The sequence below is a fragment of the Roseateles sp. genome (assembly GCF_965262435.1).
Classification (GTDB): domain Bacteria; phylum Pseudomonadota; class Gammaproteobacteria; order Burkholderiales; family Burkholderiaceae_C; genus Paucibacter_A.
The window spans coordinates 4,441,517-4,456,438 of record NZ_OZ253537.1 but is presented as its reverse complement, the minus strand read 5'-3'; the positions used below and the strand labels follow the sequence as shown (position 1 = coordinate 4,456,438).

The following is a 14,922-nucleotide window of genomic DNA, read 5'->3' as shown; positions in this document are numbered from 1 at the left end:
AGGCCGAGCCTACCCATCCCCCGAGCGAAGACCTCATGCCAATGCGCTCATTCCATTGGCTTGTGACTGGATGGTCTTGCCAACTCCCAGTACGAGAAGGCTTGATGTTCTCGCAGGGCAAGTGGCTTCAGCTTGGTTGACTCGCCTCCCGGGTGCGTTAAGAGTTTTCACCAATAAATTACATATTCATAAGTGATAAATTGGGTGGCGGCAAAGTGAGCTATGGGGACAGGTGGTGCCTTGGCTTTTTGTCTGCTTGCAATCTGCCGCGCTTCTCAATCAAACGCGCGAGCGTGGTTTGCAATGCGACTGTCCCCACACACACTTCAAGGTTCCAATATGTCCACAAACAAGGAAGCTCTCCGGAGCACTCTGTCTTCGCAGCCGAGAGTGCAGCGCACAAGGGCCCCCGCTCACAAGCTGCATGCGGTGGCGGCTTCAGCAATTCTTGCGGCAGGCCTGTTCTCTCATTCCTTTGCATCTGCGGCTTGCTTGAACGTACATCTCGCAAATTGGCCAGTGGCAGGATGGAGCGCCAACATTAATGCGGCAGATTGCGTAACGGCCACAGCTGCTGCAGGCCTCGACATTGCGACAACGGAGTTGGCAAGTGACCTCCGATTCGAAGCGGATATCACATTGCTTGGCACTGGCGCTCAGGCATCACAAGGCGGCTTGGTGTTCCGCAGCAGCGGAAGCTTCACAAACGGCTACTTGCTGCTTTTGCATCGGCAAAGTACGGGCAGCACCATCGAGCTCTTCAAGAACGGTGCGCTTCTGTTGACTCAGCCAATTTCAGCATTGACGTTTGGAACGGCCTATCACGTCAAGGTTGAGGCCATTGGGGGCAGTATCAAGGCCTACTTCAATGGGGCCACCACTGCCACGCTCACGTACACGGACTCGTCTTCGCCTTACTTGAGTGGACAACTGGGCATGTTCCATGCCGGCACAGCAGTACGTTTCAATAACATCAATTTGACCCAGTTGAGTGCGCCGCTTGCAACTGGCGCCACCGTGCATTCGTCGGAGCTGGGTTACCAAACCTATGGAGAGAAGCGTGCCATGGTTCGTGCGAGCCCGCAGACCAGCGCGAGCTTCAACGTGGCCGGTGCGACCTGGCGACTTCTGAATTCGGCGAACAGCGCCGCTGCTTCCGGGACGGTTGGCGCGAAAGTGAACAAGTGGGGTGTCGATTACTACCCCATCGATTTCAGCCAAGTGACCAGTGCTGGCACCTACACGATGGAGGTCACGATTGGGGGGTTCACCCAAACCTCCAAGCCGTTCAAGATCGGTGATACGCCACTGATGGATTCGAGCATGTACACCATTGCCGTCCAACAGCTGGAAGATCGATTTGGTGGCCCAACCCCGCCTGTCATGGCTGCGCGCGGCATGCCGTATCTCGGCGGCTACTTGCCGGCGACAGGCAACACCCGAGCAGATGTCCGTCTGTCCAACAACCCGGACCCCTCTGGTACCAGTCTGATCGCCAGTGGCAGCACCGCCAATGCGGTTCCGCCCATCCCTCAGATCTGGATCGATTGCGCAAGCAATTACACAGAGATGGGATCCACGGCAATCACTACGCGCGCCCTGGTGGACCTGGATGCACTGCATCGGAGCCGATTCTCGGCCGCCCAGAAGAGCGCCATTCTGACCAACATCAAGCGTGGCGCCGACTACATCGTCGGTCTTCAAGAGACCTCTTCGGACCCGCAGGTTGACGGGCGGTTCCGTCATTCGCTGTACATCAACCTGCTCAAGGAGTTCAATAACAGGAACGCATTCTGGGCCGGAAAGGTCTACGTTTGGAACAACTTGAATGTCGGTGCGGTCACCTTGGCAAAGGCCTATCAGGCGCTCAATGGCGTCGCGGGCGCCGGCGCAAATGCTGCTGGCTATTTGACGGCCGCGAAGAAGGCTTGGAAGCTGGCCAAGAATCGCCCGTACTACTTGCCCGGCGAGGTTGACATCGTCAACTCGATCGAATCGTCAGGCGGCCCGGACAACTGGCCGTGGTATCAATGGCAAGCCGAAGCTCGCGCCATGTACGCCATCACTGACCCGCGTTGGGACATGGGCACCGTGACGCTCCAATCTACGGGATACAAGGGCCTGCGAACTCGCGAGCTGGTCGAGTATTTGTGGGCGTCGACCTTGCTGTATCAGGTCACCGACGAGACGGGTGCTGAGAAGGACAAGTACCTGACAGAAGCCAAGGCGGTTGCGCGCGAAATTGCTTCGCGGCAGTACCTGAACCACACGCAAAAGCTGGCTGGTGTCCATGGCATGTTCAAGGAGTTCAGCCAGTCGGATGCCAATACGGCGGACGACAACTCGTTCCTGATGGAGTCTGCTCAGACGGGCTGGATGCATCTCGGTCACTACATCTACACAAACCTGGATGGTTTTGTCGATCTGCTGAAATTGGCTCCCAACGATCCTGATTCCGCGAAGTGGCACCGTGTCTTGCAGACTTGGGCAGAGGGATATCAGAAGCCTGCAGCCAATGCGAACCCGTTCAAGATCGCGCCCAACACGGTCTACCGTGATCCGACTGGCACTGGCAACTCCGCCAATGCTTCGATCTATTGGTTTGGCAATCACTTGCATGGTGGCAGTGAGGTTTGGGGGCAGGCAGCACGCACCCTCTTGAAGGTTGGCAACTATTTGAATGATGAAAGCTACCAGGTCCTTGCCAATGCCAACGTTCAGATGTTTGCCGGCTTGAACAGTGGCTTCGCCGTGGCGGGCGGTGTGAAGCCAAGTTCGATGTTCAAAGGCATCCCCAATACTTCGTTGGCGAATCAGCTGATGGAGTCGTGGGCCGCTGATGGATCGGTCTTCGGTGGTTACACCACGACCCCTGGTAACGACTCTTTCTGGGTGAACTTTGACTCGACGCGCCAGCTGCCGGCTGATGCGATCAACAACGGTTCGGGCGAGAGTTGGATCGCCTACAGCCATGCCTACGTCATGGGGGCTGTGAATCTTGAAGGCGCTCACGCAGTGAACCTCGACTTCACCAATGGCGCGGCCGCAATTGGTGCAACGGTTTCTGCGAGCTTCCCGTCCAACCCTGGAATCGCAACTCGCAGCTACACCGTCCCCAGCAGTGGCAAGCTGAGCATCACGGATTTGCCCCTGGGGCAGAAGGTTGTGCTCACAGCGCAAACCAGCGGGTTCAGCAACTTGAGCCTGCCCGTGAATACGGTTGGCGGCGGAAGCAGCAACTGGGTGGTCGACTTCTCGAGCAACCTGAGTGGAAGCCTGTCCGCGCTCCCACAGACGCTGAGCAAGAACACGACTTACACCGTGACCTGGACAGCGATGAATCGTGGCACAACGGCAATAACTCCGGCTATCGCATTGTCTGCAGCTGGAGGTGTCTTGAACCAAGCCGCGGCAACAGCTTCCGTTGCGCCTGGCGGCGTTGGGACCGGCACCTTCACGTTCACGACGGGTGGCGCGGCTGAGCCCTATGTCATTCGCGCCAATTTCACATCGGGCCGAAATGTTCGCAGCTCAAGCCTGACAGGTCTGATCCAGTAAGACCGCGTTGGCGGATCTCGCCTTCGGGCGAGATCCGCCTCATACCTCTCACTTGCCCTTGAGGCAAAAGCAAAATGAAAAAATTCCTCGCTGCAACTGTCTGCGTCGGCTTGATCCTGTTTGCGCAGGCCTCGCAAAGTTCGCCTGTGCACTATGACGAGGCCGTCTCAGGAGACCTGGTTTCTGGGCCCGTGACGCAGTTCTCCCTCGGCCTCGGCATCAACACGATCAGCGGCACCATGACCTTGAGCAGCACAACGGATGCACTCGGCGAGCCGCAAATGTTCATTGATCAGGACCCATTCGCTTTTTCTATCGTGCCTGGCGGCCATATCCGGCGAATGTCCGTGACTGGGCAATTTCTTGCAAATGGACAGAGTTCAAACACGACAGCCTTCTCTTGGACTTGGACCCTGGTTGATGCCTTGTCTCAAGCCCTGATTGGACAGGATTGCTTGAGCCTGGTTGGCAGCACTTGCCGCTCAATGGCGGCAGGTGGAAGCGACCTCTTCAGCGGGCTCTTGGGCCAGAGCACGTACATGGTTTACAGCGCTGGAGCTTTTCAATCCCTGGACTTCATGCAGCCCGCTGGGGGGAGCTTTCAGTACACGACGAGCATCGAGGTCACCGATGTTCCTGAGCCCAGCACCTTCGCATCCACCTCGGCGGCTTTGCTTGGCTTGGGTCTCGTCACTGCGCGCCGCCGGCGCCGTTCTGAGGCCATGTCCTGGTCTACAAAACGAGCGTAATTCAGAAGGGACTTTCTGGGGGTAAGTCCGCCTTGCCCTTGTTCCCTCGTAGCGATTTGAACAATTCTCTGCAACATTTGAATGACGCCGTTCAGCACATCAGGTCCTTGCCTGACGCGGGCCCTTTGAGTTGTGCCGGTATCGTGGAACGCAAGTCCATCAACCAGAACTGTGATGGGCATGAACAAGAGTCGATTCACTGAGGAACAAATCGTTGGATTCCTCAAGCAGGCCGAAGCCGGTCTGCCGATCGGGGAGCTGTGCCGTCTCGGCGGCTTCAGTGACACCACCTTCTATAGATGGCGGGCAAAACGCGGCGGCGCGCATTCCATGGGTGACCAGCGATTGCAGTTGCTCGAAAATGAGAACGCCAAGCTAAGGCACATGCTGGCCGAGGCGCACTCGAATATCCGCGAACTCAGGGGCGCACTCTGCGTAAAGGCCTAACCTCGCATATCAGGCTCGCAGAATTGAGTCTAGAGGCCAGCGCCCATCCTAAAGAGGGCGCAATGCCCATCAGAAGTTCTCAAATGGACAGGCGCGCCTGTACCGTTGTACCTGTGCGTCAGGCCACGTCCATGCCGGGATATCCAACGCCAGCGATCAGCGCCGAGGGCTTGCACTCGCACGAACGGCAGTCAGACTTCTAGATCTGACCTTGGCGTGTGGGGATGGCTGGGTAGCTTTGTTAGCCTGTGGGTGCCGCCCAATTTGCCATCGCATCAATGGCGCCTGTTATGGGCATGCGAGCTGCACACGCTGCGACCGAGCTGTCGACCCATAGATTCAGCTCAACGTCGCCATTCAAGAATCCGATTGGGCTTTCGGTTCAGTGATCACGATACTTCTAAGCCGGGGCCCCCGGAAGCTTTTTCACTGAATGGAGTACGCGATGAAAACTAGGTCTATGGCACTCGCACTTTTGGGACTTGCGGTCTTCGCAGGTGCCGGTGCGGCGCACGCAGTAACTGTTCCAATGAGCCTGATAGACCAAGACGGCCGGGAAGTTCCGGTCGGGAGTATTGAAGTCCAGGCCACAACATATGGCGTCAAGCTAATTCCAAATCTGTATGGACTCCCTCCGGGTCTGCATGGTTTTCATGTTCATGAAAAGCCCAGCTGTGGGCCCAGTCAAGTGAATGGGAAAGCTGTGGTCGGCGGTGCAGCTGGCGGGCATTTTGATCCTGCCCAAACCGCTCAACACTTGGGTCCTTGGGGTGATGGTCACTTGGGGGACCTGCCCTCACTTTACGTCGATGCGAAGGGCCAGGCGACCAATGCCGTCGTGGCCCCGCGCCTGCGTTCCAGCGATCTCAAAGGGCGTTCGCTCATGATTCATGCAGGAGGTGACAACCATGCTGATCATCCAGTTGCACTCGGCGGTGGCGGCGCCCGTATTGCCTGTGGTGTTCTGGATTCTTGATCGCGGGAGAAATAATGATGAGTTTGAAATTTGCCAATGAAGTTTTCGGTTGGACCCGTGCGCTCGCTCTAGTGACTGGGTTGGCATTCGCGGGTTTGAGTTCAGCCGCGGAAGTTCCGGTTCCAGAGAGTCTTGTTGCCCCCGGGACAGTCGCCCAAAGTGCCGTGATCTTCGCCCGTGGCTCGCAGATCTATCGTTGTGAGCTAGATCCTGTGGCACCTGGATCTGGCAAGTGGGTCTTTCAAGCGCCGGAGGCTGACTTGTTTCAAGATGCGGCCTTCACCAAGCTCATGGGTCGTCACTACGATGGCCCGACCTGGGAGGCATTTGACGGCAGCAAGGTAGCAGGCAAGGCTCGAGCCTCGGTCCCCTCAGCAAGCCCGAAAGCGATCCCTCAATTGCTGCTGGATGCTCTGCCAACGCCGTCGCCTGGAGTCTTTCAAGGCGTGAGTTTCATTCAGCGCTTGGACACCAAGGGGGGCGTCGCTCAGGATGTCGCTTGCGGAAAGGGGCTTTTGGGTACGCAGCTCCGTGTGCCCTACACGGCTGCTTACGTCTTCTACAAATAGCGCTGAAAGGGCAGCTCGCCCGTTCTGGCGGCTCCTATCGCTTGCAAGCTACGATGTGTGCTGCCCCAGGTGGGGGCAGCATGATTGGGAAGCTGAAGTGGTAGAGAATTCTTTGGGCGATGGGCGGGAGATCAGTGCAGAGGACTTGCAGCGCTTGCGCGAGACCCTGCTCGATATGTTTGGCGGTCTGCGTTATGACGAGGTCACCATTCGTGAGGTCTGCAAACGGGCCTGTGTGAGTCCAAAGACGATCTACAAGTACTTCGGCACCAAGGATCAACTGATCTATTCTTGTATCCAGCCGGATATGGACGAACTCAATCAGCAGTTGGCAAAAATCGGTCGCAAGACTTCGCTGGATGCTTCGAAGAAGGTTGTGGCCATCGCCAAGGCTTGGTGTGACTTCTATATGGCGCGCCATCGCCTTGCGACGGTCGTGTTCCTGCGCATCCCCTCAGCCTATTGGCTGTCGAACCCTCATTTCGTGCAAACCGCCGTGATTCAAGCCAATGTCCAGGTGCTGAAAGAGGGTCAGAAGGCAGGGCTTGTGAACAAGGATGTTCCAGCTGATGTCCTTCTGGACATGATGACGGGGGCGTCTCATCGAATGATGGCTCGGTGGCTCTTGTTAGAACCAAACAACGGCTCGGCCATCAAGCGCATGCTCGTTCGTGGCTTGACCAGCATGGCGGCTCCGTAGATCCGTCACTGGCTTGTGGTGGGGTACTCGTGTTCAAGTGATTCCTTACGCCACTGCGCGGTTGCTTTCTTCATCAAGGTCAGATTGCCGCTGAAGCATCGGCAGGCGCTGCAAATCAACAGATGCCGACTGAGCTGCCATTGAGCGAACAGCGAGTTGGGTTCTTCCGCATCTTGCATCAGCAACATTGAGCTTTGCCGGCAGGTGATTTCCAAGAATTTCATTTGCTGTTCTGCGGTGAAAACCACTTTTGCTCGAGGCATTCGCGCAGGCGTAGACGCGCTCGGTGCAGCAACACTCCGCAATTTCCAGGGCTCACGCCCAATGTCTTCGTGACTTCTTCGACGTCCATGTCCATCCATTCACGCAGCATGAAGGCTCGTCCTTGCTTCTCCGGAAGATGATCGATGCAAGCTTCCAGAACTGTGAAGAACTCGGCCTGCTGAAGTGATCGTTCTGGATCTCCCCAATCTGAAGGGGGATTGGACCAGTGCCCATCGGACAAAAACAGTGTGTCCATCAGGCCGGGATCTTCGTCCAGGGAAACTTCCCGCGGTTGCTTTCTGAGCTGATCAATCAGCTTGTGCTTGAGGATGCCGAACACCCAAGTTTTGAACTGGCTCTTTCCTTGGAATGAAGGCGCGCGCATGAGCGCAGCAAGCATGGTCTCCGAGACTGCGTCTTCTGCACCAGCGCTGTTTCGCAGCTGAAACCTCGCGAACTTCAACAATTGCGGCCGAAGGCTGGCCAGTTCCACCGCCACCTTTGGATCCGGGTCACTCACTTGATCTTCGTTCTCGGGCTCAAGGTCGACTGGATGCATTGATGCGACTTCCATCGCACAGACGCTGTTGATCACGCGGTCGTCGCGGTCGGGTTGCGACATGTCAAGAAGCCATCTTCGGAAAAGCTCGACTGGTAAAAGTAAGGAATCGACGTTATCCTATCTTCTTTTTTTGCTTTGGTGTGCGTGATTTCAATCCGACGCGTTCTGAGGCTGCCGTGTCGACATCACGGCCTTGATTCGCGTCTACCGAGGCGACTTGAGGTGGCTTTGGCGTTGAGGCACACGGCGCAATTCACGTAGTAATTTCATGCCCGACATTTCAACCATCAAGGCTGCACTCAGCAGCATCGAGACTGCCGCCGACATTGCCAAGGTGCTTCAAGACTCCAATTCATCATTGGAGAAGTTTGAACATAAGTCGCAGCTTGCTAATCTGGTTGAGGCTTTGGCGAATGCCCAAATGGACTTGGTCAATTTGCAAGGAAAGCTCTCCGAAAAGGGAAATAGGGTCGCTCAACTGGCGCTGGTGCTTGAGTCTGACCTGAGCTATTTCTTCTGACTATCTGTTGGACGAGTTTGTGGGCTGCCGCTGTGCTTTAAGGTAGCTGTTAGCAGGCTACGCCTTCATGTGCCGCTTCGAGCTGTATGGGGCTGGTCTGGCTGACGCGTCGAAAGACGCCGTGTCAGGCTGTAGCTGCGGTCTGTAGTCGAGAGTCTCAGGCCATGCCGCGTTGAGCGTTCTGTAGACCTTGCGTGCAAGCCATAGGTTATTGATCGAACTGGAGCGCCCCTAGACGGTCGATTTGCGCCGCAGCTCGCTGCGCGGTTCATGCTTCCCCTGAGGTCCTTGTGCAGCAGCAACAGCCCAAAGGGTTCTCTTGTGTGTTGACTGCCACGTTCTGTATCGGCGCAGAAGCGGCAGCAACTTGCCTCGATGCCAAACGGCCGTGAGCAGCGCCGCTTCTCGATGAGTTGCAGTCCGAATTCCCCGCCGCTGGCCAGCACATCGCGCCAGAACTGACGGGTGCCGTAGGTGCGGTCACTGTCCCGGTGGCCATTTTTTTGACCAGCATGCTGATGGTCTCCTGGACCAGGAAGCGGCTTGCGGACTGGGCGTCACTGCTTCATCGAATCCCTTATGGGTCTTAGGTCTTCCAAGTGCAGATCATGTGGGTGCGATTGGTGCGATTCGTGTGCCACTTTTGGTGTTGCGCTTGGTACCGCGTTTAGCAAGCTTGTTGGCCATGGCCGGTTCCTTGAGTGGCATGTAGATGTGGAGTTAGTAGCTTGAGTTCGAGGGGCTAGACGGATGAGTCGAGGCTGGATGCGAAAGAAGCCCGCTGCAAACGGGGATAAGTCCGCCTACAGATAATGGTTTCAGTGTTTTTGGAGTTTTAACCATGCAGTCTCTCGACAACCCCGCAAAGGACCGCGAAATCGGCCGCCGCAGCGATGCTGGCGATGCCAGCACGCAGGACAGCACCCGCACCGATGACACCCGCATCGGCGCCGTCCGCCCCTTGATCTCGCCGGCTCTGCTGCTGGATGAGTTGCCGCCACCGGACAGCTCGCTGCAGCTGGTCGAGCAGGCGCGTCGCGACATCAGCGATGTACTGCATGGCCGCGATGACCGCTTGCTCGTGGTGGTGGGCCCATGCTCCATCCATGACCACGACCAGGCCATGGACTACGCCCGCTTGCTCAAGGACCTGCGCGCTGAGCTGCAGAAAGACCTGCTGATCGTCATGCGCGTGTACTTCGAAAAGCCGCGCACCACGGTCGGCTGGAAGGGCTACATCAACGACCCACGTCTGGACGGCAGCTTCCACATGAACGAAGGCCTGCGCCTAGCGCGCAAGCTGCTGCTCGATGTGACGGCCCTGGGCCTGCCGGCCGGCACCGAGTTCCTGGACCTGCTGTCGCCGCAGTACATCAGCGATCTGGTGTCCTGGGGCGCCATCGGCGCGCGCACGACCGAGAGCCAGAGCCACCGCCAGCTGGCTTCCGGCCTGTCCTGCCCGGTGGGCTTCAAGAACGGCACCGATGGCGGCATCAAGGTCGCCAGCGATGCGGTGCAGGCGGCTCAGGCCAGCCATGCCTTCATGGGCATGACCAAGATGGGCGCGGCCGCCATTTTTGAAACCCGCGGCAACGACGACTGCCACATCATCCTGCGCGGCGGCAAGGCGCCCAATTACGACGCGGCCTCGGTCGCCGCCGCCTGCGAGGCCATGCGCAGCGCCGGCCTGCGCGAGCAGGTGATGGTGGACTTTTCGCATGCCAATTCGAGCAAGAAGTTCGAGCGCCAGATCGACGTCGGCCGCGACGTGTCCGCGCAGATCGCCGGCGGCGACGCACGCATCACCGGTGTGATGATCGAGTCGCATCTGCAGCCGGGCCGGCAAGACCTGGCCGAGGGTCAGACCAAGCACGACCTGCTGCCTGGTGTGTCCATCACCGACGCTTGCCTGGGTTGGTCGCAGACCGAGCCACTGCTGCGCGAACTGGCGGCAGCCGTGCGTGCACGGCGCGGCTGAACCTGAGCGGCAGCAGATCGGGGGAGACCGCGTACGGTCGCCCTTTTTTTCTGGGTGAGGGCAGGTCTGCAGGAATCCAAGCACAGTGGGCGTGCAGCCGGGTCGTGACGGTTGGGCGACGCGCTGAGGGAACGGATCCGATCCAGTGGCTTGCATTCACGCTGTCCTTCTTCGAGCTTTCCTGGTGGGTGTTCTTGAGTCTCGTCATCAACTCTGACGATACCTGCGATGCCTGGTCACACCTGCGAAACCTAGGATGGTCCGCTTATCGAACAAGGAGGCAGGAAATGCATTCAATCGTCATCAAGCCCGTCGACTTCAATCGGGTGTTCGTGGACCAGGGCTTGGCGGTATCAGACTTCAAATACATCATCCTGGCCGAGGGTGACTCGTGGATGGAGCGCAGCGCCGTTCTGCAAGGGTCACTTCCTGATTTCTACAACTTTTTGTCAGACTCCAAAGACGAGTCCACACTGATCATCAACTTGGCAACCTTTGGTGACGAACTCCGTCGAATCGGCACGTTGCAACGCAAGGAATTCAAGTATTGGCTGAGGCAATTCGAGTACGACGCTATTTTCTTCAGTGCCGCAGGCAACGACTACATCGATGCAGCCCGTGACCCCGATCCTGGACAAGGAATCCTGAAGCAGTTCAACCATGCAGGTGCGCCCTCCGCTGCGAACGACTGCATCGACTGGCTGGCAGTCAATGAGCTGCGACAGACGTATTTGGGCCCTTGCTTCAAAGCTGTTTATGACATGGTTCAAGCGAGCCCACGAAACAAGGGCAAGCCCATTCTGGTCAATAGCTATGACGTGCCTGTCGCCCGCAACGCTCCAGCAGTCAGGAAGGCTTGGCTCTATGAAGCCTATGTCAAGAACAACATCCCGGAGGCGCTATGGCCAGCTGTGACGGCTGCTATCTTCGCGTCTATTGGTGACGAACTGAGTTCATGGGCAGTAGGGCGCCCTAGCGTGGCTCTGGTTCCAACTCGCAACGTGCTCAGTCCAGCCGATCCGACGAGTCAGGGCGAAAGTGGCGACTGGATCAATGAGATTCATCCGAATCGGCAGGGCTGGGAGAAGTTGGCGCCGATTTGGCGGGCGACGTTCCGAAAGGCAGTGGGATTGCCGGCGGAAGCCTGAGGGCGAGGCAGTCTGAGCTTCGTTTTTGAGTGTTCGAAGTTCTTGGCGAGCTGCCCAGCTTCTCACCCACACCCAGGCGGTTCAGTGGGTTGCAGGGCCTTGCTCAGGTGTGGCTTGGATGGTGTCCAGCCATTCCTGCCAGGTTGATTCGCTCACGTCCAGACCTTCAATGGCTTGCGTGGTGTGCGGCGCGTGAGGCTGGCGCAGACCCTGAATGAGTCGGCCTACCCATTGACTGATTGGTGTGCTCAAGGTTTCAAGATGTGGCATGACAGGCTCCAGTTGCATAGAAGCTACTTTCGGCGGTCAGCTTCAAATCGTCTATCCGACTCCTGGGTGCCTACCTTTGGGGGGGGGGCTGTGCGCGATTAGGGTGTGTGGGATGTTGGGGGGCGCTCTCGTTCTCGCGGTCGCGGGGTCTGTTTTCGGAGTGTTGAGTTGCCGGAGCCACAGCCAGCGCCCTCGCGACTTCTCAGTGTTCTGGCGGGAATGCTTTGCCAGGTCTCACGCTGTTCAGTCCGGTGGTTGTCGTGCGGTCTGATCTATGGATTTGGAGTCTCTTGCCACTGTCGTGATGAATGATCAGGGTTGATGACAGTGCTTTGCACGATCACGAATGAGGTGTTGTTGGTCGAAGCGTTTTTGTGTGGATGGCACACTTGGGCAGCGCGCCTCCTGGAGGGCAACTCGCCTAGGGCAGTCGGCTCATCCCGATTCCTTTGGATGAGGCCGTTTCGAGCCTGGCTGTGATCTCGCTGGTCGGGGTGCACGACGGCTCCCACATGGTGGAATGCAGCGAGGTGGTGACCTTCCCGCGGTGGCGGTGGGCCACTTGATTCCACTGTGTGCCATGGCCGGGCTGAAGCCGACTGAACGACAAGCGTAGCGTGCTCAGGTTGACGGCAAAGATGTGCGAACGCCTCGTACTGAGGTCCTGTGCTCTTTCCAACGGATCACACCTGCGATGCGCATGCCGATGGGCCGAAAATTGGTTTATGAGTTCGCGCGGTTCCTGGCGCGTTATTTCCGTTTTTGTTTTTTGAGCGTTTTTCTTGAACTGGGGGCGCCGCAGTGGCCGGGTCGGTCGCACGCATTGCAAGCGCCAACCAGGTTGAACCGTTTATCTAAGGGCTTCAGGGAGACTCCTCCCGCATCGTTCGAAACCGATGAGCATGAATGGACCCATCTGCAGTTTCACGCCTTCGCTGACACCTCCGCTGCTGAGGGCGCCTAGCTGGATTCCAGCAGGCCGTGGGCCGCAGCTCTTTGGGCGGATGCTCTTCGATTGCGGCAGTGCAGACGCGCATTGATACGCTGGAAGCGTGAGTTCACGGAGGTCGCTGTCAGGCCGGTGCGTTTTGCGATTTCCTTCGTGCCCAGGCCTTGCCACTCCATAGAAAGCAGGGTGACATCGTGGGTTTGCAGTCTTGCCGATGCGCGCAGGCGGTCTTGCAGATGTCGAGTCAACCAGTCGTGCAGCTCTCCTGCGAGTGCGCGAGCCAGTGTGCGCACCAGTTGCGCCTGCTTGCCTTCGAAGTCGTCCGGCGTCGCGCTGCCCAGGCACAGCATTTCGAGGCGATCTAGATCGGATCCTGCGGGCGTGGGCACGATGAGGCAAGATTTGAAACCATACTGATTGGCAAGTTCGATGGCTTGTGCATCGTTCGGGTCTTGCCGTGGCACTTGGTGGTCCGTACCGGCCACTGTGCGGCTTCGGGCGAAGCGAAACCATGGGTGCTCCAACATGGAGCCGACTGTGCACTGAGCCTGTGCGAAACCAGGATGGCAAGCAAAAAGACTGAAGCTGGAGGCCTCTAGGCCACCTTCAGGGATGCAGGCGGTGTAGATGCTGCCGCTGGCGCCGATGGCCATGGTGGCCCGAGCCAGGCGATCGAGCAGCTCAGGCGGGCTGTTCGCGAGCGGGATCTGGACGATGGCCTCCAGTGCATTCTCCGCATAGTGCTCTGTCTTCGCGATCTCTAGGATGGAGCTGTGCGGTGCTTGTGTATTGGATGACATGGTCAAACTCCCGTTTGATTTGGGCGAGCAACAGCGGGGCTGTGAACCGCAAGGGATCGTTGTCCAGGCAGGCGTCGAACTGTTCGCGGTTGTCAAACAAGGTCCACCACTCGGTCCTTGCGTTGCCTCCGCCTGCGCAGGTCCGGCCGGCTGCTACGCCGGAAGGTACGCTCAAGAGCTGAACCTTCCAGCCTGCGCTAGGGGCAGATGCTTTGCGTGGCGCAAGGGGCCGGGTGGATTTCGCGGTCCTCCTGCGATGGGCGGGGTTTTCCAGCCTGGAGGGTATTGCCGGTCTGGCATTCCCTGCGTCTCTGACTTCGAGCATTCTGTTGTTCAACACGGCGGGCTCCGGGTGTGAATGGCCAGACGCGGGGCGGTGCGCTTGTGACCTTGGCTGTCACTGGTCGCGGCCCTCTATTGCCGAGCCAGCCGCAGCTGGGCCATGGGCAAGCTCGTCGAGAGGGGCGGGCGCCTGACGTGCCGGACCTGATGGCCAGGAAAGACTACCGGCGCCCAAACGATGGCGTGCGTTCGACGGTCGGGATCATGGCGGGCACATGCCGCGAGTTCAAGGGCTGAGTTCCCATGTGGGTGTGAGCGTTCGGTGGGCCCTTGTAGAGATTGCCCGTTCGCCTGCGTTGTCGCAGTCGATGCTGTTCCGCGATTGATGCTGTGCACGATGGGCGTTAGCCGTGCATCCGGCTCTGGGTGCTGCGTAGGTCCTTTCGCACCGTGCGCTGCCCAGGGGCAAGGGCGAAGGTTTCATGGTTCGATACGGAAGCGGGAGAGCAGGGCGGTCACTCGCGGGCAGTTAGCCTGGCCCTAATGGTGCTTTCGTTCGGTGTCCGTCAGAAAGAGGAGAGCGGCCGCGCTGGCTTTCTCGCCTTCTGCGGCTTCGCATCCTAAGATTCAAAGTTGTCGTCCAACTTCGATGCATGACGCCGCATTGCGATGGTGAAGAACTGGCAGTCCGTGCTCTCGCGTGTCAGGGTCGCCTTGATGCGCCGTGGCCGCACGCGCCATGATGCGGACGATTTGGTGCAGGAGGCCTGGATCCGTCTGGCCTGCCAGGAGCAGCAGCAGGTCATCACCAGTCCTGAAGCCTTTTTGATGCGGATTGCGCTGAATCTGTCGATCGATGAATTTCGCAATGCCAGAAACCATGGCGAGCAGGTTTTGATCGAGGACCTGGTGCTGGTCGATACCAGACCTTCTGCCGAGTCCACACTTTTGGCTCGAGAACGGTTGACGCGACTGAGTGAGTGCTTGGCGCAACTGGATACCCGTACTCGCAGGATATTCTTGGCCCACCGTGTCGATGGCATGAGCTATCTTGAAATTGCAAGGGAGCAGCGTTTGAGTATCAGCTCGGTGGAGAAGTACGTCGCCAAAGCCACCTTGGTGATCACCCGGTCAATGGAGGGCTGGTAGC

At 58.1% G+C, this 14,922-nt stretch carries 15 protein-coding genes; 11 read left to right on the top strand and 4 right to left on the bottom strand.

The window, feature by feature from the left end; all coding sequences use genetic code 11:
- Nucleotides 1-339: 339 nt before the first annotated feature.
- The 6 genes from ACQY39_RS19125 (at nucleotide 340) to ACQY39_RS19100 (ending at nucleotide 6,999) form a co-directional block, all read left to right on the top strand.
- Nucleotides 340-3,558, top strand: coding sequence for a cellulase N-terminal Ig-like domain-containing protein (locus ACQY39_RS19125; RefSeq protein WP_428508936.1), 3,219 nt, complete (start codon nucleotides 340-342; stop codon nucleotides 3,556-3,558).
- A gap of 74 nt (nucleotides 3,559-3,632) precedes the next feature.
- A complete protein-coding gene (locus tag ACQY39_RS19120; protein ID WP_428508934.1) occupies nucleotides 3,633-4,307 on the top strand; it encodes a PEP-CTERM sorting domain-containing protein in 675 nt (224 codons plus the stop codon).
- Between the two features lie 174 nt (nucleotides 4,308-4,481).
- On the top strand, nucleotides 4,482-4,754 hold the full coding sequence (locus tag ACQY39_RS19115; RefSeq protein ID WP_428508932.1) for a transposase: 273 nt from the start codon (nucleotides 4,482-4,484) through the stop codon (nucleotides 4,752-4,754).
- A gap of 460 nt (nucleotides 4,755-5,214) precedes the next feature.
- Complete coding sequence (sodC, locus tag ACQY39_RS19110) at nucleotides 5,215-5,730, top strand: superoxide dismutase [Cu-Zn] SodC (protein ID WP_428508930.1); 516 nt, start codon at nucleotides 5,215-5,217, stop codon at nucleotides 5,728-5,730.
- A gap of 17 nt (nucleotides 5,731-5,747) precedes the next feature.
- Nucleotides 5,748-6,299: a DUF3455 domain-containing protein gene (locus ACQY39_RS19105; RefSeq protein WP_428508928.1), complete on the top strand. Its 552-nt coding sequence runs from the start codon at nucleotides 5,748-5,750 to the stop codon at nucleotides 6,297-6,299.
- A gap of 154 nt (nucleotides 6,300-6,453) precedes the next feature.
- On the top strand, nucleotides 6,454-6,999 hold the full coding sequence (locus ACQY39_RS19100) for a TetR/AcrR family transcriptional regulator (protein ID WP_428508926.1): 546 nt from the start codon (nucleotides 6,454-6,456) through the stop codon (nucleotides 6,997-6,999).
- 5 nt (nucleotides 7,000-7,004) lie between these two features.
- On the opposite strand, the gene ACQY39_RS19095 is transcribed toward ACQY39_RS19100, so the two are convergent.
- Nucleotides 7,005-7,223 (bottom strand): hypothetical protein, encoded by a 219-nt coding sequence (locus tag ACQY39_RS19095; protein ID WP_428508924.1) that lies wholly within the window; start codon nucleotides 7,221-7,223, stop codon nucleotides 7,005-7,007.
- Nucleotides 7,220-7,885: a sigma-70 family RNA polymerase sigma factor gene (locus ACQY39_RS19090; protein WP_428508922.1), complete on the bottom strand. Its 666-nt coding sequence runs from the start codon at nucleotides 7,883-7,885 to the stop codon at nucleotides 7,220-7,222. The genes ACQY39_RS19095 and ACQY39_RS19090 overlap by 4 nt, the downstream gene beginning before the upstream one ends.
- A gap of 208 nt (nucleotides 7,886-8,093) precedes the next feature.
- Between ACQY39_RS19090 and ACQY39_RS19085 the strand changes: the two genes are divergently transcribed.
- The 3 genes from ACQY39_RS19085 (at nucleotide 8,094) to ACQY39_RS19075 (ending at nucleotide 11,471) form a co-directional block, all read left to right on the top strand.
- Nucleotides 8,094-8,345: a hypothetical protein gene (locus ACQY39_RS19085; protein WP_263568924.1), complete on the top strand. Its 252-nt coding sequence runs from the start codon at nucleotides 8,094-8,096 to the stop codon at nucleotides 8,343-8,345.
- A gap of 841 nt (nucleotides 8,346-9,186) precedes the next feature.
- Complete coding sequence (locus ACQY39_RS19080; protein WP_428508920.1) at nucleotides 9,187-10,323, top strand: 3-deoxy-7-phosphoheptulonate synthase; 1,137 nt, start codon at nucleotides 9,187-9,189, stop codon at nucleotides 10,321-10,323.
- Between the two features lie 287 nt (nucleotides 10,324-10,610).
- Nucleotides 10,611-11,471 (top strand): hypothetical protein, encoded by an 861-nt coding sequence (locus tag ACQY39_RS19075; protein ID WP_428508918.1) that lies wholly within the window; start codon nucleotides 10,611-10,613, stop codon nucleotides 11,469-11,471.
- Nucleotides 11,472-11,552: 81 nt separating this feature from the next.
- Here ACQY39_RS19075 and ACQY39_RS19070 read toward each other — a convergent pair whose 3' ends face one another.
- Nucleotides 11,553-11,741, bottom strand: coding sequence for a hypothetical protein (locus tag ACQY39_RS19070; protein WP_263568927.1), 189 nt, complete (start codon nucleotides 11,739-11,741; stop codon nucleotides 11,553-11,555).
- 694 nt (nucleotides 11,742-12,435) lie between these two features.
- On the opposite strand from ACQY39_RS19070, the gene ACQY39_RS19065 reads away from it, so the two are divergent.
- Nucleotides 12,436-12,705, top strand: a complete 270-nt coding sequence (locus ACQY39_RS19065; RefSeq protein ID WP_428508916.1) for a hypothetical protein — start codon at nucleotides 12,436-12,438, stop codon at nucleotides 12,703-12,705.
- Here ACQY39_RS19065 and ACQY39_RS19060 read toward each other — a convergent pair.
- Complete coding sequence (locus ACQY39_RS19060) at nucleotides 12,702-13,496, bottom strand: hypothetical protein (protein ID WP_428508914.1); 795 nt, start codon at nucleotides 13,494-13,496, stop codon at nucleotides 12,702-12,704. The two genes, ACQY39_RS19065 and ACQY39_RS19060, sit on opposite strands and share 4 nt — an antisense overlap.
- Before the next feature lie 945 nt (nucleotides 13,497-14,441).
- Between ACQY39_RS19060 and ACQY39_RS19055 the strand changes: the two genes are divergently transcribed.
- On the top strand, nucleotides 14,442-14,921 hold the full coding sequence (locus tag ACQY39_RS19055) for an RNA polymerase sigma factor (protein WP_428508912.1): 480 nt from the start codon (nucleotides 14,442-14,444) through the stop codon (nucleotides 14,919-14,921).
- Nucleotide 14,922: the final 1 nt, after the last annotated feature.